This window comes from uncultured Lawsonella sp., from assembly GCF_947252745.1.
GTDB lineage: Bacteria > Actinomycetota > Actinomycetes > Mycobacteriales > Mycobacteriaceae > Lawsonella.
This window is the reverse complement of record NZ_CAMXWW010000004.1, coordinates 45,016-65,408: the sequence shown is the minus strand read 5'-3', so window position 1 is coordinate 65,408 and position 20,393 is coordinate 45,016. Positions and strand designations below refer to the sequence as shown.

Sequence of the window (20,393 nt, the reverse complement as noted above, 5' to 3'; positions counted from 1 at the left end):
GTCTGTGCGCAGTTGTCAGCAGGTCTGCGGAGGCGTGAGGTGGTGCTGCCGGTAGCGAAAAACGCCACCATTTGTCGCCGGCGGCAATGCCGCATCAGAAATTGTTACAAGAGACTGGTTGGATAGAATCATGACGAGTCCCAGAGCATCCTCCTATGAGCTCCACGGCCGGTGGATACCGGATCGTGGCTTGATGCTGTGGATTCGAGATTGTGCCGGGGGGGAATCACCTGGGAGGGTAGCAGACCTGCCTGTGGGTGCCTTCCCGCCCATTATCAGTGACCTTATCCAGCGGGTTCCGGTGTTCCGCTACACCCTGCCTTTCACGGTTCTTGGCGAGGGTGGCTATCCTCGTTCTCGGACAGTTCCCTGCCTTGTCATTAGTGCAGGAGCTGCTCTTGCTTTCCTGACCGAGTGTGCGACGTCCGCGACTCCTATCCCTGGACTTGGAGAAGACCTGCGCTTTCTCGCACATGCGGTAGCGGGCGTTACGCGGTGGGTCGACGCTGGTCGAGTAGCGCCCCGCCTCTACCATCATGGCCCTACCTGGTATGCCCACTGGCAGCTTTTGGGCGGTGGCGCGCAACGGGTATGGCTCACCGAGCTCCTTCACGCACTACCACCAGTGCTCGCCCATAACGGTGGCTTCGCTGCGGTGGAGAGTTTTGTGGAGGCCATGGCAGCTGAACTCTGCCGACAACGCCTGCGGGATCTCCCGCACCGCCCGCGGCAGGCTCTTGTAGAAGCGCTTATTACTGGAGAGCCTTTTATTGAGGGCACACTCGGTTTTTCAGAACGGCTTCGCCAATGGCAAAACGGAGCAGCAGACACCGATACTGAGGTAGTGCTCCGTCTTCACGAACCGCTACCCGACACCCCGGAATGGTGGGGTTTGGAGGTGTCAGTGCGTGTCTTGGGCAGTGCCCCTGAACCTCTCATTCCCAGCGTCCTCGATGCTGCCTCCTACACCACCGCTACCAAGTTGTGGGCACGGGCGACGGAAGCCTACCCAGCTCTGCTCGAGAGTGTGGTAGCAGGGTATGGGGAAGATCGTCTACTGACGACCGTACAGGCAACCGATTTTGTCACCCGGGGAGTGAACGTGGTGCGGGCGCAAGGCATTGTTGTGATGCTTCCTCGGGCGTGGGTTGCGGCGCCGGTGTCAATGCGACTGCAGGTAATTCCGGGGGAGGGTGAACAAGCAGCGCGTTCAGCTGCTACGGGGGCCAAAGTGGGACTCGATGCCATTATAGACTACCAATGGCAAGTGGCGTTGGGAGATGTTGTCCTGACACCTGCAGAGCTTTTCGACATAGTGCAAGAACAGTCTGGTTTAGTTCACCTTCGTGATGGGTGGGTGCAAGCAGATCCCATACTGTTGCGCCGAGCCGCGGAATTCATTGCTGCAAAAAGTGGGAAACGGCGTCGGAAAGTGCTGTCTCAGGCAGATCTCGCCGCTACTCAGGAGGGTACTGCGGGGGATGTACTGCAGGAACTTATTAGTGCTGACACACCAGTACCGGTGACAGGTACTGCCGGGTCAACACTGGTGGATGATTTATTGGCGCATCGTTCCGAACCGGTGCACGTCTCCACTGACGATCTTGTTGCCGCACAACTGCGTCCCTACCAGCAACGTGGGGTGGACTGGATAGCCAGTCTCGATGCACTTGGGCAGGGTGGCATCCTGGCTGATGATATGGGTCTGGGGAAGACACTCCAGGTGCTCACCGTCCTGGCTTATGACAAAGCGCGTGGAGCAGTGCCCGCAGACTCAGCAGTGTTGGTGGTTTGCCCCATGTCTTTGGCTGCCAACTGGTACCACGAAGCGCAGAAGTTTGCTCCACAACTAGCTGTCGCTATTCACCATGGTGCAGATCGGTCAAGCGGGTCAGCATTCCAGGATGTGGTGGCACAACATGATGTCATCATTACCACCTACAACCTGCTGCATCGAGACCGAGCTGAACTCATGGCAGTGACTTGGTGGCGAGTCGTCTTCGATGAAGCGCAGCACTTGAAAAATGTTGCAACACAGCAATCTCGGGCAGCTCGAGCGCTCTCCGCAGCACATCGCTTAGCACTCACCGGAACCCCCATGGAAAACAACCTGGAGGAGTTTCGCGCCCTGATGGACCTGGTAAACCCTGGCTATCTAGGAACGCAGCACGGCTTCCGCCACCACTACGCGCTCCCCATCGAACGCGACCACGACGACACCATGGCTGCACAATTGCGCACCTTGACAGCCCCGTTCTTGCTCCGCCGATTAAAAAGCGACCCTGCTGTTATCAGCGATCTTCCCGACAAGAATGAGATGGTCGTCCACGCATCCTTGACGCCAGAACAAGCCGGCCTTTACCATGCCGTCGTCGATGACATGCTTGAGAAGATCAACCAAGCGAAAGGTCTGCAACGGAAAGGCGCAGTACTCGCCGCGCTCACAAAGCTCAAACAAGTCTGCAACCACCCTGCACACTACTTCGGTGATGTCTCGGCCGTTCTCCGACACGGACAGCATCGTTCCGGGAAAGTGGCGTTACTGGAAGAACTCCTCTCGACTATTCTCGCCGAAGGGGAGAAGGCGCTTATCTTTACCCAATACAAAGAATTTGGAGACTACCTGGCGAACTACCTACATCAACGGTTCAACGTAGCGGTACCGTTCCTCCACGGATCACTGCGACGTGAAGAACGCGATGCCATGGTGGAGAGCTTCCAATCCGCAGAAGGAGCCCCACTCATGGTGTTGTCACTTAAAGCCGGTGGAACTGGTCTTACCCTCACCGCCGCAAACCATGTCATTCACTGTGACCGCTGGTGGAACCCAGCAGTCGAGAACCAAGCCACCGACCGAGCCTATCGAATCGGCCAGACGAAGGACGTACAGGTACGCAAACTCGTCTGCGACGGCACCATCGAAGAGCGTATTGACGACATTATTGCCCACAAATCGACGATGTCGGATCTAGTTGTGGGTACAGGTGAAACCTGGCTCACCGAGCTCGATGATGACCAGCTGCAGGAACTCTTCCGTCTGGAGGTGAAGTAAATGCGGGGACTTGTTGCTCAGAAAAAAACCGGATGTTTCGGGCGCACCTGGTGGGGGAAGCAGGTGGAACGGGCGTTAGAAGAACCTTATCGCGGGCACGACGGCGTGGTTCGACACCCCCAGGTTGCACGTGCAAAGGCGCTGGCTAGGAATGGCGCCATCTTCGCAATGGAACACTATGGCTCCACCGTTGCTGGGGAAGTACAGGGAAGCCAGCTCGACCCCTTCGCACCCACCATTTCGGGTACGCCCGTCAGTGCCGACACCATCGCTGAAGTGCGCGCTGCCGTCGCTCGTCATCCCGGCTCCGCAGAACAGATTATTGCTGGATCTCTTCCCACGTTCCTCGAAGAACTTCTCCCACTCTACGCACACGACCTCCGGTGTACGTGCACCTGTCCTGCATCGGCGGACCGCTGCTCACACACTTTGGCACTGGGATACCTGTTAGTAGAACGCATGGATCGAGATAGCGAGTGGTATCTCCAGCTTCGCAGCATCGCTCTTTCAGACATCCTGGTCTCTGCTGATCCCGTCGACGAAACAGCAGCATCAAACTCCACCGACGAGCCCGATACATCCACCACCACCCTTTGGGACAGCAACGGTAGTGAATCGAGTCGTGCAGCCGCGCGCCGGCAGATACCCCGTGGGGAGGCAGCACAACTTATCACCCGCCCCTCCCAGGAACCCTCCCAAGAACAGGACCCTGATTCCCCCGTTGCGCTCGCCCCTCATCGCTACTGGGCACTTTCCGGGGAGCTACCGGATCTCCCCAACCCGCTCCCTAACCCGGCCTACCACGACCTCGACCCTGTGCAATGGATGGCCGCAGCGAGTGCGTACACCTCTGACCCGGTCGAGAAGCTCACGCTCGAAGCCGATCTACACGACGCGTGGGACTATCTTGTTGAACACGACACCTACCCAACCGTCATCAAGGAGTACTCCGATGAGTAACCCACTGCGCCTCCTCCACAGCAGCGACTGGCACATCGGGATGACTCGCCGTCATCTGTCAGAAAGTAAACAGGCAGTCTTCCGTGACGCACGCCTGCAGGCTATCGAGCATCTCTGTGACCACGCCGCAGAGCTCGACGTCGATGGCGTCGTCGTCGCAGGAGACGTCTTCGATGGGAACCAACTCGACAGCAACACCATCATCTCCCTCCTGGAAATGGTGGGTGGACTCACCTGCCCTGTAGTGCTCCAACCCGGCAACCACGACTCCTACCGGCGGGACAGCGTCTACCTGTCACCTGCCTTCCGAGCTCATAAGCCAGACAATATCCTCGTCCCCCACGAGCCCGGAGTGCTACGAGACATCCCAGGAATCGAGCTCATTGTCGGCCCCTATAGCGATCGGTACCCCACCGAAAACCCCCTCTTTACTGCTCTCCGAGAGTGTGCGGAAACCCTCAAAGAACCCTGCACATACCGAGTAGGACTAGCACACGCAGGCGTTGACACGTTCGCCCCACACATGGAGGATGCCACCGGAGCAGAAATCATCTCCGTCGCTGCACTAGAGGAGGCCTGCCGCAGCTACCAGCTCGACTACCTCGCCCTCGGAGACAGGCATTCACAGACACAAGTGGGGGAGAGTGGTCGGATCTGGTATTCCGGCAGCCCCGAGGTGACTGACTTCGATGACGTCGAGAAAAACTCAGGCCAGGCACTCCTCGTCACACTGCATGACGAGACCTGTACGACCGAACCACTCACCTGCGGGAAATGGTCCTTCCGAACCCTTCGTCGTGACATCCATAGCACCGCCGATATCGCACAACTCTCCCGGGACCTCGCGGAGATACCCAACAAACGACGCACCGCCGTCCGCCTTGGTCTTAACGCCACCCTCACCGTCGAAGACATGGCAGCATTAGACACCGCCCAAGCGCAATGGGAAGGTATGTTCGCAGGATTCCGGCTGTGGGAACGGCATAGCTCACGGCACTTGCTCCCATCCCTTACCGAACTACAAGCGAGACTGACAGGATACGTGGCAGAGGCTGCGGAGGAACTCTCACAGCTAGCCGAAAACGGTGACGAGACCGCTCAAGATGCTCTCACGCTGCTCTACCGCCTCACTGTGGAAGGAGAACATCAGTAATGCGACTCCACTCCATCACCCTGAAGGACTACCGCGGTATCACGGAACGCCACGTCGACTTCGACGACCATGGCATCACCGTAATCGCTGGGCCCAACCAATCCGGAAAATCGAGCGTTATCGAAGCCATTAACCTCGTTCTCACTGAGAAAGCCACTTCCACCAAAAATGCAGTGACCGCTATTCGGCGCAGTGGAGTCGACCGCCCCGCCATCGTGGAGTTCGATGCCACCATTGGCGGTGAACGGTTCACTCTACGCAAAGAATTCGGACGTGGGCGGCAAGCAGGTACCACCCTCACCTTTGCCACCGGGAACAAGGCGGTACTACGCGGCGACCCCGCCCATAACTATGTACAAGATCTCCTCCGCGACCATGAAGATATGGCGCTTTTCGCTGCCCTGAGCTTCCTCCAAGGCAAGGACCTGTCGAGTTTTGAACTCACAGACGGCCAGTCTGCCCTTCAAGCAGCACTCGATGCGGCCGCCAACGGAAACGATGACACACTCTCGGGAGACCACCTACTGGATGCTGCGCAGGCGGAATTCGACCAGTACTTCACCACAACAGGCCGCCTCACCAAAGAACGAACGAACGAGCTCAAACGCGAAAAAACCCTCTCTGAAGAGGCTTCTGAACTTGCTGAACACGTTGCCGAAACAGAACGGACTGCCCAACAACTCGATGACCTCGAACAGCAGCGAGAACACCTCGCGAACCAGCGTGCCGAGACAGAAGCTCGACTGCAGGACCTCACTGCACAGGCAGCAGCTCACGCCGAGCACCAACGGCAGAAGGCTGCCCTCGAAGCGCAACTGAGGACAACCGAAGCACAACTTGCAGCTGCCACTTCGCGCGTGCAGGCCGATGACGACCTCGCACAACAACACGCGGCGATAAGCGAACGCATCACCCGTATCGAACAACAACAGGCTGAGCTCACACAGGTAGATGATGCCGAACTACACCAGCTCATCGAACAGCGGGACCAGCTAGCCGCGGCTGCAGCGCACTACACACAAACTGCGGAGATTATGGACTTTCTCCGCCGGGAACGCCTCCACCACGAAGAGGAAGCGCAAGCAGAACGCCTCGCCCAAGCTGCGAAACAGGCTTCCGACCACCTGCACAGCATCCCGCACGACGTCGAGGTCTATCGGCATGCCGAGCAACTACGAGCCGATATTGAGGGACTCCAACACGTGCTCGCGGTAAGCTCCGGGACCATCACCGTGACTCCTCTCCCCGGCGGCGACGTACTCTGTAACGGCAGTCCGCTTACCAGCGCACATACCGAGATTATCTCCCGGTCGCTTTCTATCGAGGTGCCAGGACACGTGACCATCACCCTGCACCCAGCTGCAGAAGCAGCAGAACGCGACGCCCAGCTCAGCCGGCTCACCGCAGACTATCAGGAAGCCCTTGACAGCCTGCACGTCGCAGACTGGTCACAGGCATGCAGGCAGGCAGACGAGTGGCAGGAGGCCAACCGTGCCCACCAGGACGCAGCCGCAGAATGCCGCGCCTTTGCGACTCTCCACCCCGAGTCACGCCGACTAGAAGAAGCACACCAGCTCACCCAAGAGTGCGCCGGCTTCCCCAGTGACCTCCTCGACCAAGGCCGAGCCGGCACATTAAATGTCCTTCCTAAAGCTGACGTAGATGAGCTACAGAGTGCCTTTACCGAAGCTCAGCAAAGGGCAGAAGTAGCACTACGCAACTACGAGGTGTCCGCCAGCAAACGTGACCTACTCGCGCAAGAGCTTGCTGCAGCACAACAGGAATACGCACAGCTTGACCCACTTGACCAAGCGGCAAGAACTGCACACCAGGAGAAACTAGCCAGTCTTACCACTGCCGTAGCGACACAGCGAGCAGAACTCGCGCAGTGTGAAAATTGCACCGCAGCGTTCGCTGACACCACTGAAGAAGCCGCGGACAACACCAGCACGCTAGCTACTCTCCGCTCCTTCTACGATGACGTCGACAGCAAATACCACCGGCTCCAGGGCGTTCTCGACACCCACATGTCCGCTGGCTACCATGCTGCACTCGTAGAGAAACGCGCCCAACACCGCGATCTTCACGAACACATCCAGCGCACCACAGCCGCTGCAGACGCCGCACGGTTACTTCGCGATACACTACTGGCAGCCCGCCAGCGCGCTGCCGCCCGCTACCAAACACCCTATGTGAAGACCCTCACGCGTCTCGGCCAACGAGTATGGGGTGACCACTTCTCCGTCACCGTCGCTGACAATCTCACAATTGTGAGTGCCGTCACCCGACCCAACGGCATCCCCATCGCCTATAGCGATCTCTCTACCGGTACCCGAGAACAGCTGGCAGTCCTCTCTCGCCTTGCCTGCTACCAGCTCGTGGACCAAGGACATGTCCCCGTTATTCTCGATGATATCCTGGGATACTCCGACCCCACGCGTCGAGAAGATATGGCAGCTGCCATCGAGACAGCGACCAGTCTCGCCACTAGCGACCCCGCAATGGCCGGACAACTCATCATCTTTACCTGTGACAGCAGCCGTTTTGCGAGCGTTCCCGGCAAACACCACATCTGGGAACAACCGCTCGACTAGCTCTCCCCAAGGCTGTTCCATACGCCTGGAACAGTGCATCCTACCTAGCAAAATAAATGCAACAAGGCCCACCTTAACAGTGGGCCTTTGCCTTAGTGCCCCCGACACGAATCGAACGTGCGACCTTTGGTACCGGAAACCAATGCTCTATCCCCTGAGCTACGGAGGCGTAACGAAATAAGAGTGTACCAGTCAGTCCGCTCTACTACTAAAGCATTCAACCTGGACGGGTAACACTTTAGTGCCTTCACCACGTAGAATATTCAATTGTGACGCCCGCAGAACTAGGAAAAGTTGTCCTTGCTGCCTTGCAGCAGGTCGCTAAAGAACAGAGCCTCGACTCCACCCTCCTCCCCGCAGAGGTAACAGTGGAGCGTCCCCGCAACCCTGAAAACGGCGACTACGCCACCACCATTGCTCTGCAAAGCGCCAAAAAACTCGGCACTAACCCGCGTCAGCTTGCTGTTGATCTAGCCGCCCAGCTGTCCACCTCCACTGCCATCGCGGAAGCGGCGGTAGCCGGCCCTGGTTTCGTTAACATCCGCCTCGCTGCCGATGCTCAGGGTGAACTCGTCAACACCATTCTTTCCGCTGGAGCAGACTTCGGTAGGGGAGACAGTTTCGCTGGGAAACGCATCAACCTCGAATTTGTGTCCGCGAACCCCACCGGCCCCATTCACCTCGGTGGAACGCGCTGGGCTGCCGTCGGTGATGCTTTGGGACGCATCATGGAGGCAGAAGGTGCGCAGGTCACGCGCGAGTACTACTTCAATGACCACGGCACGCAGATCGATCGTTTCGCTCGCTCCCTCGTTGCAGCCGCCCTGCACCAGTCCACCCCCGAAGACGGCTATGCAGGCGCCTACATTGACGACATCGCCGGCACTATCGTTGCCAACAACCCCGGTGTCTGCGACCTCCCCGCGGAAGAACGCCAGGAGATCTTCCGCAGCCAAGGTGTGGAGATGATGTTTGCGCACATCAAGCGCACCCTCCACGAATTCGGCACCGACTTCGACGTGTACTTCCACGAAAACTCGCTTTTCGACGATGGCTCCGTCGATGCCGCAATCGGCATCCTCAAAGAGTCTGGAAATCTCTATTTTGCTGATGGTGCCTGGTGGCTACGATCGTCCGATTTCGGTGATGACAAGGATCGCGTCGTCATCAAATCTGACGGGAATGCCGCCTACATTGCCGGCGATATCGCTTATGTGAAGAACAAATTCGACCGTGGTCATGACCTCTGCATCTACATGCTGGGGGCAGACCACCACGGCTACATTGCCCGTCTAAAGGCAGCTGCCCAGGCGCTCGGTTACGACCCTGATGGGGTAGAGGTTCTTATCGGACAGATGGTGAACCTGGTTCGTGACGGTAAGGCCGTCAAAATGTCAAAGCGTGCCGGCACTGTCATCACTCTCGATGACCTGGTCGAAGCGATCGGCGTAGACGCCGCCCGTTACTCCATGATCCGCTCTTCGGTGGACACAGGCTTGGATATTGACCTGGAACTCTGGGCCTCCAAGTCCAATGACAACCCGGTTTTCTACGTGCAGTATGCACACGCTCGCCTGTGCTCTCTGCAGCGTAAAGCTGATGAGCTTGGCGTCACCCGTGACGCCGCCGACCTTGCGCTCCTCACCCACGAGCGCGAAGGCGACCTTATTCGTACCCTCGGCGAATTCCCCTCCGTTGTCGCAAGTGCTGCGGAACTGCGGGAACCCCACCGAGTCGCCCGTTACCTGGAAGGCCTCGCTGCCTCCTACCACCGGTTCTACGACTCATGCCAGGTTCTCCCCAAAGCAGAGATCGTCGATAACGATGAAGACGCCACCCTTCACTCAGCCCGCCTAGCCCTGTGTGCTGCAACCCGTCAAACTCTCGACAATGGCCTGCAGCTCCTCGGCGTTACCGCACCGGAGCGCATGTGACCGTCAACCCCGCAGGATCCCGCCACGAAACTCACGAAGTCGCAGATCTCATGGGAGTGCGTAAGCCTCCCGCTGACATGAATGCTCTGCCGGCTGTCGTCTGGCCCAAGACCACTGAACGCAACGCCGACGGTGTCGTCACCATTGGAGGCCTCGCCGTCACAGACCTGGTAGCCGAGTACGGCACCCCCCTCTTCGTCCTGGACGAAGAAGACTTCCGCACCCGTGTAGCCGCCATGGCAGAATCCTTCGGCGGTGCCCACAACGTGCACTATGCCGCCAAGGCTTTCCTCTGCGGGGAGGTCGCCCGCTGGATCAACGAGGCTGGACTCTGCATGGATGTCGCCTCGGGTTATGAGATGGGTGTCGCTCTCGCCGCCGGATTCCCCGCCAGCCGCATGACCCTGCACGGAAATAACAAGTCCGTCGATGAGCTCCGTCAAGCTGTTGAGCTTGGTGTTGAGCACGTTGTGGTGGACTCCCTCTACGAGATCGACCGGCTCAACGCAGTGGCAGGCAAGCTGGGGAAACGCCAAAACGTTTTCGTCCGCGTCACCTGTGGGGTGGAGGCGCACACGCATGACTTCATCGCCACTGCCCACGAGGACCAGAAGTTCGGTTTCTCCCTCGCCAGCGGCCAGGCTGCGGAGGCAGTGCGTCGGGTCATCGAAGCTGACAATCTCATCCTTAATGGTCTGCACAGTCATATCGGCTCCCAGATCTTCGACGTTGCCGGCTTCGAAATGGCAGCGCATCGTATCATTAAGTTCTTTGCAGCTATCGTTGACGAGTACGGTCCGGAAGCAACAGAAGGCCTCTCCATTGTCGACCTCGGTGGTGGATTCGGTATTGCTTACCTCGAGTCGGATGATCCGCCGGCTATCTCCGATATTGCCGCAGATCTGCACGCCATCGTGGATAAGGAAGCTGCTGCTGCTGGAATCCCCACCCCGCAGCTGATGGTGGAGCCGGGACGGTCCATCGCCGGCCCATCCATGGTGACTCTCTACACCGTTGGTACTCTGAAAGACGTGGTGCTGCCCTCTGGTGTCACCCGCCATTATGTGGCAGTGGACGGAGGTATGAGTGACAATATTCGTACCGCCCTCTACGATGCCGAATACGATTGTCGGCTCGTCAATCGCACCACTGACGCAGAACCCGCACTGTGCCGAGTTGTGGGCAAGCACTGCGAAAGTGGTGATGTTGTCGTCCGTGACACGTGGCAGCCCGCGGATATCCGTCCAGACGATATTCTTGGTGTAGCGGCCACCGGCGCATACTGCTACGCCATGGCCAGCCGCTACAACATGTTGACCCGACCTGCCGTCGTCGCTGTGCGCGACGGCAAGGCCCGACTCATTCTTCGTCGAGAAACGCTCGACGACCTGCTTAGCCTGGAGGTTTCATGACCCGCGAAGCTCACACCGAACTCCGTCAGTCCGAGGTTGGCGTTGCCATTCTCGGTATGGGAACGGTGGGCACTGAAGTAGTTCGTCTTCTCAACGAGCACGGTGATTCCTTTACCCACCGGATCGGGGCTCCCGTCGTTATTCGCGGTATTGCTGTCCGTGACACGGCTCGTGATCGTGGTGTCGATCCCAGCCTCATCACCGACGATGCCCAGGCACTCGTTGATCGTCCCGACGTTGATGTTGTTGTCGAAGTTATCGGCGGCATTGAGGGTTCCCGTCAGCTCTTGCTCTCTGCTCTCAAGCAGGGTAAGTCCGTCGTTACCGCCAATAAGGCGCTGGTTGCAGCTCACGCTGCAGAGCTCGCAGCGGCAGCCGATGAGTCCCAGGTAGACCTATACTTCGAAGCTGCCGTCGCCGGGGCTATCCCGATCATTGGCCCCCTCAAGCGGTCGATGGCGGGGGACGAGATCCAGCGCGTCATGGGTATCGTCAACGGCACTACAAACTTCATCCTCTCTGCGATGGACGAAACCGGTGCCGACTACGCTGACACCCTCGCAGAAGCCGGTCGACTGGGCTACGCCGAAGCCGACCCGACCGCTGACGTAGAAGGTTTCGACGCTGCCTCGAAGGCTGCCATTCTCTCGACTCTGGCCTTCCACTCTCGGGTGACGGCCAATGATGTTTACCGCGAAGGTATCACCAAGATTACTCAGCAGGACATTAAGTCCGCTCACAAGCTCAACTGCACGATCAAACTGCTGGCAGTGTGCGAGCGCATTATCTCCGAGGATGGTTCGCAGTCCGTTTCCGCCCGCGTCTACCCGGCCCTCGTTCCGCTCACCCACCAGCTGGCCACCGTTAATGGTGCCTTCAACGCGGTGTTCCTGGAGGCCGAATCCGCCGGACAGATCATGTTCTATGGGCCCGGTGCAGGTGGAGCGCCTACTGCTTCTGCAGTACTGGGTGACCTCGTCGCCGCTTCCCGTAACGTTGTGCATGGGGGACGTGCTCCGGGAGATAACACCTATGCCAACCTGCCTATTGCTGAATTCGGCGACGTACAGACCCGCTACCTTGTCAACATGCATGTGGTGGACGAAAAAGGCACCTTGTCCAAGGTCGCTGAAGTGTTCGCCAACCATGATGTCTCCATTGCCACCGTCCATCAAGATGATGAAGTGGAGAATGAAAACGGCACCAACATTGATCCCGATGGTAAGTTTGCCCGCCTGGTTGTGGTCACCCACCGTGCTAGCGAAGCTAACCTCGCTGCCTGTGTGGAATCTCTTGGTCACTCCGACAGCGTTGTCAAAGTGACCTCGGTGCTCCGTATGGAAGGCCAGGAGAACTAAGCCGCTCGCCACGGAGCGGCAGGACTACCACTCATTAAAGGAGACTCATCGTGAAAGATGGGATGGCCGAAGCACGTATGCTTCCGGTTGGCGCAAAGGCCGCAATTCGCGTACCCGCCTCTAGCGCGAATCTGGGCCCCGGTTTCGACACCCTCGGTCTGGCACTAGGAATTTGGGATGATGTCTCCTGCGAAGTAATCGCATCTGGTCTCGTTATCGAGGTCACTGGCGAAGGAACAGGAGAGGTGCCTCTCGACGAAGGACACCTCGTTTACCGCGCGTTCCGTGCTGGCATGGAAGCTAACGGGTATGACGTGCCCGGATTACGGCTGGTCTGCCACAATCGCGTTCCAGAGTCACGCGGATTAGGTTCCTCAGCAGCTGCCGCAGTCGGTGGCGTCGCACTGGCCGACGCGCTCTGCGATCGCCCCTTCGAACTCAAACGGATGGTACAGATCTCCTCAGAGTTTGAAGGCCACCCTGATAATTCCTCCGCGGCAGTGCTTGGCGGGATGGTGGTGTCCTGGGCAGATCAACCGGGCTTTGCTAACTCGTCTTACCACGCTATTCGGCTCGATGTGCACCCGGATATTCGGGCCACCGTGCTCGTCCCATACTCCCGCTCATCCACGGAGGAGACTCGCGCAGTGCTCCCCTCCATGGTGCCGCATCAGGATGCCGTCTTTAACGTTTCGCGTGCAGCAATGATGATGTTAGCCATGACGAAACGCCCCGACCTGCTCTTTGATGCCTCTGACGACCGTCTCCATCAACGTCAGCGGGCTGCTGCGCTGCCCATCACCACGCGGTGGATCCGCAGTCTGCGTGATCGTGAGTTGGCTGCCATGGTGTCTGGTGCCGGTCCAACCGCCTTGTGCCTCCATGTAGATGACTTCCCGGCAGACCTACAGCGAGAAGCCGAAGAAGACGGATTGCGTGTTCTACACCTCGATATCTGCGAGGGTGTTCAGCGAGTTTATTAACCGCATGGTCATGTCATTCTTGCTTAGCTGCCGTTTGTGAAGCTATTCTGGAAGTGTCCCGCCACCAGTTAGGGCGTGTAACGTAGGCATGACGTGGTCACTACCAGTCACAGAACGTTACTGACGGTCATTGCCTCTGTGTGGAATCTGACGGACATTCCCCGTTTCTGAACAGCTTTCGTACTCCTCTCAGAGGTACATGCTGTGAGGGAGAATCATATGAAGCCTCCTATGCACTCCTGTATAGGGATGAAAGGACATCCGTGACTAGTACGGACACTATGGATAATGCTGCATCGGCAGAACCCACCCGCTCCCGCCGCGGTAAAGGCGAAGGACTCTCCTCGATGGTCATCCCCGAGCTCCGGAAAATGGCTACCGAAATGGGCATCAAGCGTACCTCTGGAATGCGCAAAGGTGACCTCATCGAAGCTATCCAAGCTCAGCAGCGCAATGCCAACGACAAGGAGCAAGGAAACAAAGACTCTCAGCCTGCAGCGCAGAATGGTGTGGCTGCGTCCACTGGCAATACCGTAGACAAGGGCGAAGCTGCAGCCGACGGAGAAAAGAAGTCTGGCGCCTCAGAACAGAAGAACGACCAGCAGGGGCAAGCAAAGAAGGACAGCACTGATAACGACGGTAACGATAATCGTTCTCGGCGCCGCCGTAATCGCAACAACCGCAGTAACAACGGAAACGCTGGCGGGAATGCTAATGGCGGTAATAACGCCAATGCGGAGGGAAACTCGAACCGTAATTCTGTGAAGAACGGTGGCGCCAACAGTCCTAAGGGCGGTAATGCGGGTGCGAATGGCGCAAGAGATAACTCATACGACAAGAACGACGGTACCCAGGACGGTAACAACAACCGCAACCGAAACCGTCGTGATCGCAACAATCGTCGCGATCGCAACAATAATCGCAACAACAACCGAAACCGGGATGACCGTGATACTGAGATTCGAGAAGGCGATGTGCTGCAGCCCGTCGCAGGTATTCTCGACATTCTCGACAATTATGCGTTTGTCCGCACCTCCGGTTATTCCGCTGGCCCGCATGATGTTTACGTGTCAATGAATATGGTGCGTAAGGCTGGCCTGCGCCGTGGTGACGCTATCGTGGGAGCGGTGCGGATGCCGCGCGAAGGTGGCAACCCGAACCACAATAATCGGCAGAAGTTTAACCCTTTGGTGCGGATCGACTCCGTCAACGGATTGACTCCGGAGCTGGCCGCTCAGCGTCCCGAGTTTGCCAAGCTAACCCCGCTGTACCCCAACCAGCGGCTGCGCCTGGAAACTACCAAGGAGAACATCACCACTCGTCTCATTGACCTCATCATGCCGATCGGTAAAGGTCAGCGCGCTCTTATCGTGTCCCCTCCGAAAGCCGGTAAGACTACCGTGCTACAGGCTATCGCCAATGCAATCACCACCAACTACCCCGAATGCCATCTCATGGTGGTACTGGTCGATGAGCGCCCAGAAGAAGTGACGGACATGCAGCGCAGTGTGAAGGGCGAAGTTATTGCTTCCACCTTCGACTGCCCGCCTTCCAACCACACAACAGTGTCCGAACTTGCTATCGAGCGGGCCAAGCGACTGGTGGAACAAGGTATGGACGTTGTTGTGTTGCTGGATTCCATCACCCGCTTGGGGCGCGCTTACAACAACAGTTCCCCCGCATCGGGTCGCATCCTATCTGGCGGCGTCGACTCCACCGCGCTCTACCCGCCGAAGCGCTTCCTCGGTGCTGCCCGCAACATCGAAAATGGGGGTTCGCTCACGATTATCGCGACCGCCATGGTTGAGACTGGCTCCGCCGGCGATACCGTCATCTTTGAAGAGTTCAAGGGCACGGGTAATGCAGAGCTGAAGCTCGATCGTCGCATCGCAGAGCGGCGTGTCTTCCCAGCGATCGATCTCAACCCCTCTGGCACTCGCAAGGATGAGCTGTTACTGGGCGCTGAAGAATACCAGATTGTCCACAAGTTCCGCCGGGTGCTTTCCGGTCTCGAGCCGATTCCTGCTATTGAGCTTGTCATCAAGCAACTCAAGAAGACCAAGAACAACCGAGAATTCCTCATGCAGATCGCGAAGACCACCCCCAATATGGACGAGGAGGACTAAGAGCTGTGGCTACCGCAGTTTCTGCAGTAGATGACGTCCTGTCAGAGTATGCCGGTCTCGAGGCCCAACTCGCCGATCCGGAGCTGCATAACGACCAGGCTGCTGCCCGTCGTGTTGCTAAGCGCTTCGCCGAGCTCGGTCCGGTGGTCAAGTGCTACCGCGATCTCCAGCAGGCGCAAGATGACATGGAAGCTGCCCGCGAACTGGCTGACGAAGATGCTTCTTTCAAGGAAGAGGTGGCTCGGTTGGAGCCGGTTGTCGCCAGCTTAGAAGAACAGCTCACAGATCTGTTGGCGCCCCGTGACCCGCATGATGGTGACGATATTGTGCTGGAGGTGAAGTCCGGCGAAGGTGGGGAAGAATCCGCACTGTTTGCGGCTGATCTCGCGCGTATGTACACCAAGTACTTTGACAAGCTCGGCTGGCGTGTGGAAGTGCTCGACGCCACCGAATCCGATATGGGTGGATACAAGGACATCTCCATGTCGGTAAAGACCCGAGAGCCCACCCGCGATGGGGTCTGGTCCAAGATGAAGTTTGAAGGTGGCGTTCATCGTGTACAGCGCGTGCCTGTCACAGAATCGCAGGGACGCATTCATACTTCCGCAGCAGGTGTCTTCGTTTTCCCCGAACCCGAGGAAGTGGAAGAAATCGAGATCGATGAGAAGGATATCCGCATCGATGTCTACCGTTCTTCCGGCAAGGGTGGCCAGGGCGTTAACACCACCGACTCGGCGGTGCGTATCACCTACCTGCCCACGGGGCTGATCGTCACCTGTCAGAATGAGCGTTCTCAGCTGCAGAACAAGATCCGTGCGATGCAGGTCTTGAAAGCACGTTTGCAGGCTATTCGGGAAGAGGAAGCGGCTGCTGAGTCCGCCTCCGGGCGCACTGATCAGGTGCGTACTGTGGATCGCTCGGAACGCATCCGTACCTACAATTTCCCGGAAAACCGTATTACGGACCACCGTATTGGATATAAGGCCCACAACCTTGACCAGGTGCTCGATGGGGATATGGGAGACCTCATTGATGCGCTGGTAGAGGCGGATCGTAAAGCCCGTCTTGAAGCGGAGTAATACCTGGTGAGTAACGCATCGCAACTTGTGCCCCCTACTGATATGTCAGTACGCACCTTGTTGCGCTGGGTCTCTGACCGTCTGTCGGAAGCAGGGGTGGCATCACCTACTGCTGAGGCGCGTCTCTTAGTAGCAGCCGTGATTCCGTGCGAACCATCCCAGCTCATCCTGCACAGTGGCACTATTGTAGACGACATACAAGGTGAGACACTCCGCACTTGGATAGTGCGTCGTATGTCCCGAGAGCCTCTTCAACACATCCTCGGAGAGGCCCCGTTCTGCGATTTTTCGGTTGTAGTAGGGGAGGGGGTGTTTATTCCCCGACCCGAAACCGAACTGCTAGCTCAATGGGCTATCGATACGCTGCGTAAAGTGCAGCACTTCCCGGGGAGAACTGTCTCGGTAGAGATGGGGGGCGGGGAGCTCCGGCCGTTACGAATCCTCGACGTGTGTGCGGGTTCCGGAGTTCTTGCTCTCGCCTTGGCACGTGCATTCCCTACTGCCGAGGTGTGGGCAGTGGAGTACTCTATGCGAGCGTTGCGGTACCTCCATCGCAATGTGGAGGAGCTTGCCCCGCAGGTGAAGGTTGTGGCGGGAGATGCTGCGTTGCCCTATGACACGTGGGGTATCCCCAGTAAAAGCGTCGATCTTATGGTGTGCAATCCGCCTTATGTGCCCGCTGGGAGTGCCGTTGATCGGGAGACTGCAGAGAATGATCCTGCAGACGCGGTGTTTTCCGGAGAGGATGGGCTGGTTCTTAGCCGTCTTATCCTTCGCCACCTGCCATTCCTTCTCTCACCCGGTGCGGTGGTGGGAATGGAGCATGATGAGATGACGGGGGAGGCGCTCTGCCATGAGGCATCGCTAGCTGGTTATAGTGACTGTAGAGATCATTATGATTTGGCGGGTCGTCCACGCTTTATGACGGCCTGTTGGCACCCGGATGAGCATGCCCTGGAAGGACAGTCGGATGACGACCTACACCTGTAAGCCTGGCCACGACCGGGCTGCCGCGCTCTCCGCAGCGGCGGCAGCACTTGCTGCCGGCCAGTTGGTTGTTACTCCGACCGATACTGTGTATGGGATTGCTTGCGATGCGTTTTCTCCAGCCGCAGTAGCTGCACTGTTGGCAGCGAAACATCGGGGTCCGGATATGCCGGTGCCAGTCTTGGTTGGATCGTGGCAGGCTGCCGAGGACATCGCAGGAGAGTTACCCGCGGCGGCACTCACGTTGATGAAGGCGTATTGGCCGGGGGGCTTGAGTGTGGTGGTTCCGCAGGCGCGGTCTGTCGAGTGGGACTTGGGGGAGACGGCAGAGTCTGTCATGCTTCGGATGCCCCTGAATGCAGTAGCGGTGGATTTGCTGCGACGCACCGGTCCCTTGGGGGTGTCGTCGGCTAACATCACCGGGCATCCACCAGCCACGTCTATTGACCAGGCGGAAGAGCAGCTGGGGGAGAGTGTTGCCATCTACCTGGACGGTGGACCTGCCGATATTGGTACGGCGTCCACTATTGTGGACGTTACATGCGACCCTCCACGCATTATTCGAGAGGGTGCTATTACTGCTGACGATATCGCCCGGGTCGTGGGAGTCCCCGCTACTGTGCTGCTGCGCTCCGCGGCCTAACGCTGAAAGAAAGAGAGAGCATCATTTCCGCCCCGCTGGTAGAGACTCTGGCTGACGCTTCAATGTTTGGCGTCGCTGGTGGCCTTGGCGTGCCGTGGCGAGAGTTAGGGCTGGTGATGTTGTCATCGCTCGTTGTCGCATTTCTCATTACTGGTCTGGTACGTAAGATCGCGATTCGTGGTGGGGCGATGGCTATTCCGCGTCAACGTGATGTTCATGTGATTCCTATTCCCAGGTGGGGTGGTGTGGGCATCTTTCTGGGTCTTATCGCTGGCTATATCATCGCCTCCAACCTGCCGGCTCTTCAGAACGGTTTTCAGTATGTTCCTGATCTGAAGGCTGTGATGGTGGGGTCGTGCCTCATCGTTTTGCTTGGCATCGTCGATGACCGCTGGGGCCTTGATGCTGTCACTAAGTTGCTGGGACAAATTGTGGTGGCGAGCATTATGGTGGTGATGGGGCTCTCCTGGACGCAGATTTATATTCCTTTCGGCGGAATTAATAACCTTGTTCTGGACCCGTGGCAGGCTGGCTTTTTCACTGTGCTGCTGATGGTGACGATCATCAATGCAGTAAACTTCGTGGATGGTCTGGACGGATTGGCGGCGGGGTTGGGAACAATCGCCTCACTCGCCATTATGGTGCTCTCGGTGCACGTGTTGTCAGAGCAAGAGGGCGCAGTATCTGCGTATCCACCAGCGATTATTTCAGTGGTCTTAGCAGGTGCGTGCCTCGGATTTTTGCCGCATAACTTCCAACCAGCGCGTCTCTTTATGGGGGATTCTGGGTCGATGCTCATCGGCCTTAACTTGGCTGCTGCATCGACCTCCGCCTCTGGGCGCATCTCGCTCTCTGCCTATGGAGTAGGGGACTTGGTCGTTCTGCTCTCGCCACTGCTGGTGGTGATAGCAGCGATGTTTATTCCGCTACTGGACCTCGTTATGGCGGTGATTCGCCGTACGCGCGCCGGGGTAAGTCCGTTCACTCCGGACAAGATGCATTTACATCATCGTCTCTTGCGGGTGGGGCATTCGCAGCGTCGTTCGGTTTTGATCATCTACCTCTGGGTCGGGTGGCTCACCACCGCCGCCGTCACCCCAATGCTGGTGCCGTGGCAGGTCTACTTCCCGCTCATCATCTTGTTGGCACTTGTTGTCGCTATTATGACGTATCTGCCACGCGTTCAGCAGCGGTGGGTCGGCCCACGTGTGCGGCAAGAGGTATCTCCTTCGTTATCCCGTCGCTCTGCGACGGTGCGGCCACAGCCGGCTGTCCGCCGGTCTCGGGCGCCCCATTTACCACACCGTGTCCGTACACGGAATGACCAGCGTACTCTGCGAGAGGAACCGACCAATGAGTAACACCCCCGCTGACGCAGCACCCGCTGCAGGTCAACCGGATCCCCAGCAGTCGGATGCGGCGCAGGCCACAGCCGCGCAGCCGACTCAGTATCGGGAAGAGAAACCGGTTCCGTTACTGAATGCGTTGCGTAATGGTGCCATCGGGCTGGCAGTGGTGTTAGTACTGGGTATGCTCGTGGGCTGGTTCGTGGCCGGTGCTGCTGGTATTTGGGGGGCTGTAATCGGGGGTCTCATCGCAGGTGTGTTTGAACTCATCACAGTGGTGATGGTGTTGCTGACCCGTAATCTCCCGCCGGCGACGACGATGGCCATCATTATGGGGAGTTGGCTGCTGAAGATTCTCATTGTGTTGGTCGTCGTCGCTGCTATTAAAGGATTGACGTTCTATGATCGCGGCACATTTGTTGCGGTGATGGCAGCGGCGCTGGTAGTTGTTTTGGCAGCTGAGACAGTGGGTGTGAAAAAGACGCAGGCCACTTACGTTACGCCGTTGTCAAAAGAGGACTAGTATTCCTATCGATACGTATGCGCGAGTAGCCGGACACCGAAAGGGCAACACGGTTGTCTCGTAGATCACGTTTTCTGCCGTTTTCTAGTAAAAAGAGAGCAGTGCAGTGACACAAAATCATGTGTAATCGCTCGCAGTGAACCTTGCCATAGTCGCCTCTTGCAGATAGGTCTTTTCTGCCGTGCCTGTTAGGGTTGTCTTGTCGTGTTCACTGGTGCCACACGTGTGCATGCGGTTCCATTC

General features: G+C 57.8%; 14 protein-coding genes and 1 tRNA gene. 14 read left to right on the top strand and 1 reads right to left on the bottom strand.

The genetic code is table 11. The features are described from left to right. Positions 1-130: 130 nt before the first annotated feature. From Q0X28_RS05230 to Q0X28_RS05215, 4 genes are read left to right on the top strand one after another with little or no spacing between them, the layout of a single operon-like run. Positions 131-3,052 carry a DEAD/DEAH box helicase gene (locus Q0X28_RS05230; RefSeq protein ID WP_296237489.1) on the top strand — a complete coding sequence of 974 codons (2,922 nt, stop codon included), beginning with the start codon at positions 131-133 and terminating at the stop codon, positions 3,050-3,052. Then, positions 3,053-4,012, top strand: a complete 960-nt coding sequence (locus tag Q0X28_RS05225) for a hypothetical protein (RefSeq protein WP_298576952.1) — start codon at positions 3,053-3,055, stop codon at positions 4,010-4,012. After that, the gene (locus Q0X28_RS05220; RefSeq protein ID WP_296237487.1) at positions 4,005-5,165 is read left to right on the top strand and encodes a metallophosphoesterase; all 1,161 of its coding nucleotides are present in this window, start codon (positions 4,005-4,007) and stop codon (positions 5,163-5,165) included. Before Q0X28_RS05225 ends, Q0X28_RS05220 begins: the two co-directional genes overlap by 8 nt. After that, the gene (locus tag Q0X28_RS05215; RefSeq protein ID WP_296237486.1) at positions 5,165-7,759 is read left to right on the top strand and encodes an AAA family ATPase; all 2,595 of its coding nucleotides are present in this window, start codon (positions 5,165-5,167) and stop codon (positions 7,757-7,759) included. The genes Q0X28_RS05220 and Q0X28_RS05215 overlap by 1 nt, the downstream gene beginning before the upstream one ends. A gap of 96 nt (positions 7,760-7,855) precedes the next feature. On the opposite strand, the gene Q0X28_RS05210 is transcribed toward Q0X28_RS05215, so the two are convergent. Beyond that, a tRNA-Arg gene (locus tag Q0X28_RS05210) sits at positions 7,856-7,928 on the bottom strand. Positions 7,929-8,028: 100 nt separating this feature from the next. Here Q0X28_RS05210 and argS point away from each other — a divergent pair. The 10 genes from argS (at position 8,029) to Q0X28_RS05160 (ending at position 20,150) form a co-directional block, all read left to right on the top strand. Then, positions 8,029-9,693, top strand: a complete 1,665-nt coding sequence (argS, locus tag Q0X28_RS05205) for an arginine--tRNA ligase (RefSeq protein ID WP_296237485.1) — start codon at positions 8,029-8,031, stop codon at positions 9,691-9,693. After that, the gene (gene lysA, locus Q0X28_RS05200) at positions 9,690-11,105 is read left to right on the top strand and encodes a diaminopimelate decarboxylase (RefSeq protein ID WP_298576949.1); all 1,416 of its coding nucleotides are present in this window, start codon (positions 9,690-9,692) and stop codon (positions 11,103-11,105) included. Before argS ends, lysA begins: the two co-directional genes overlap by 4 nt. Next, positions 11,102-12,463: a homoserine dehydrogenase gene (locus tag Q0X28_RS05195; protein WP_296237483.1), complete on the top strand. Its 1,362-nt coding sequence runs from the start codon at positions 11,102-11,104 to the stop codon at positions 12,461-12,463. The genes lysA and Q0X28_RS05195 overlap by 4 nt, the downstream gene beginning before the upstream one ends. Positions 12,464-12,540: 77 nt before the next feature. Continuing rightward, positions 12,541-13,446 carry a homoserine kinase gene (gene thrB, locus Q0X28_RS05190; RefSeq protein WP_296237723.1) on the top strand — a complete coding sequence of 302 codons (906 nt, stop codon included), beginning with the start codon at positions 12,541-12,543 and terminating at the stop codon, positions 13,444-13,446. A gap of 281 nt (positions 13,447-13,727) precedes the next feature. Further along, positions 13,728-15,572: a transcription termination factor Rho gene (rho, locus tag Q0X28_RS05185; RefSeq protein WP_298577012.1), complete on the top strand. Its 1,845-nt coding sequence runs from the start codon at positions 13,728-13,730 to the stop codon at positions 15,570-15,572. Positions 15,573-15,577: 5 nt separating this feature from the next. Then, complete coding sequence (gene prfA, locus Q0X28_RS05180; RefSeq protein ID WP_296237482.1) at positions 15,578-16,651, top strand: peptide chain release factor 1; 1,074 nt, start codon at positions 15,578-15,580, stop codon at positions 16,649-16,651. Positions 16,652-16,693: 42 nt separating this feature from the next. Further along, on the top strand, positions 16,694-17,641 hold the full coding sequence (gene prmC / locus Q0X28_RS05175) for a peptide chain release factor N(5)-glutamine methyltransferase (RefSeq protein ID WP_296237481.1): 948 nt from the start codon (positions 16,694-16,696) through the stop codon (positions 17,639-17,641). After that, a complete protein-coding gene (locus Q0X28_RS05170) occupies positions 17,622-18,281 on the top strand; it encodes an L-threonylcarbamoyladenylate synthase (protein WP_296237480.1) in 660 nt (219 codons plus the stop codon). Before prmC ends, Q0X28_RS05170 begins: the two co-directional genes overlap by 20 nt. Before the next feature lie 62 nt (positions 18,282-18,343). After that, a complete protein-coding gene (locus Q0X28_RS05165; RefSeq protein ID WP_296237479.1) occupies positions 18,344-19,642 on the top strand; it encodes a glycosyltransferase family 4 protein in 1,299 nt (432 codons plus the stop codon). Next, positions 19,635-20,150 carry a hypothetical protein gene (locus Q0X28_RS05160; RefSeq protein ID WP_296237478.1) on the top strand — a complete coding sequence of 172 codons (516 nt, stop codon included), beginning with the start codon at positions 19,635-19,637 and terminating at the stop codon, positions 20,148-20,150. The genes Q0X28_RS05165 and Q0X28_RS05160 overlap by 8 nt, the downstream gene beginning before the upstream one ends. Positions 20,151-20,393 lie beyond the last annotated feature (243 nt).

Bases quoted from the DNA above. Each gene is read 5' to 3' on its own strand.
- Q0X28_RS05230 (WP_296237489.1), top strand. From the start codon at position 131: ATGACGAGTCCCAGAGCATCCTCCTATGAGCTCCACGGCCGGTGGATA.
- Q0X28_RS05225 (WP_298576952.1), top strand. From the start codon at position 3,053: ATGCGGGGACTTGTTGCTCAGAAAAAAACCGGATGTTTCGGGCGCACC.
- Q0X28_RS05220 (WP_296237487.1), top strand. From the start codon at position 4,005: ATGAGTAACCCACTGCGCCTCCTCCACAGCAGCGACTGGCACATCGGG.
- Q0X28_RS05215 (WP_296237486.1), top strand. From the start codon at position 5,165: ATGCGACTCCACTCCATCACCCTGAAGGACTACCGCGGTATCACGGAA.
- Q0X28_RS05195 (WP_296237483.1), top strand. From the start codon at position 11,102: ATGACCCGCGAAGCTCACACCGAACTCCGTCAGTCCGAGGTTGGCGTT.
- thrB (WP_296237723.1), top strand. From the start codon at position 12,541: ATGCTTCCGGTTGGCGCAAAGGCCGCAATTCGCGTACCCGCCTCTAGC.
- rho (WP_298577012.1), top strand. From the start codon at position 13,728: ATGGATAATGCTGCATCGGCAGAACCCACCCGCTCCCGCCGCGGTAAA.
- prmC (WP_296237481.1), top strand. From the start codon at position 16,694: ATGTCAGTACGCACCTTGTTGCGCTGGGTCTCTGACCGTCTGTCGGAA.
- Q0X28_RS05170 (WP_296237480.1), top strand. From the start codon at position 17,622: ATGACGACCTACACCTGTAAGCCTGGCCACGACCGGGCTGCCGCGCTC.
- Q0X28_RS05165 (WP_296237479.1), top strand. From the start codon at position 18,344: ATGTTTGGCGTCGCTGGTGGCCTTGGCGTGCCGTGGCGAGAGTTAGGG.
- Q0X28_RS05160 (WP_296237478.1), top strand. From the start codon at position 19,635: ATGAGTAACACCCCCGCTGACGCAGCACCCGCTGCAGGTCAACCGGAT.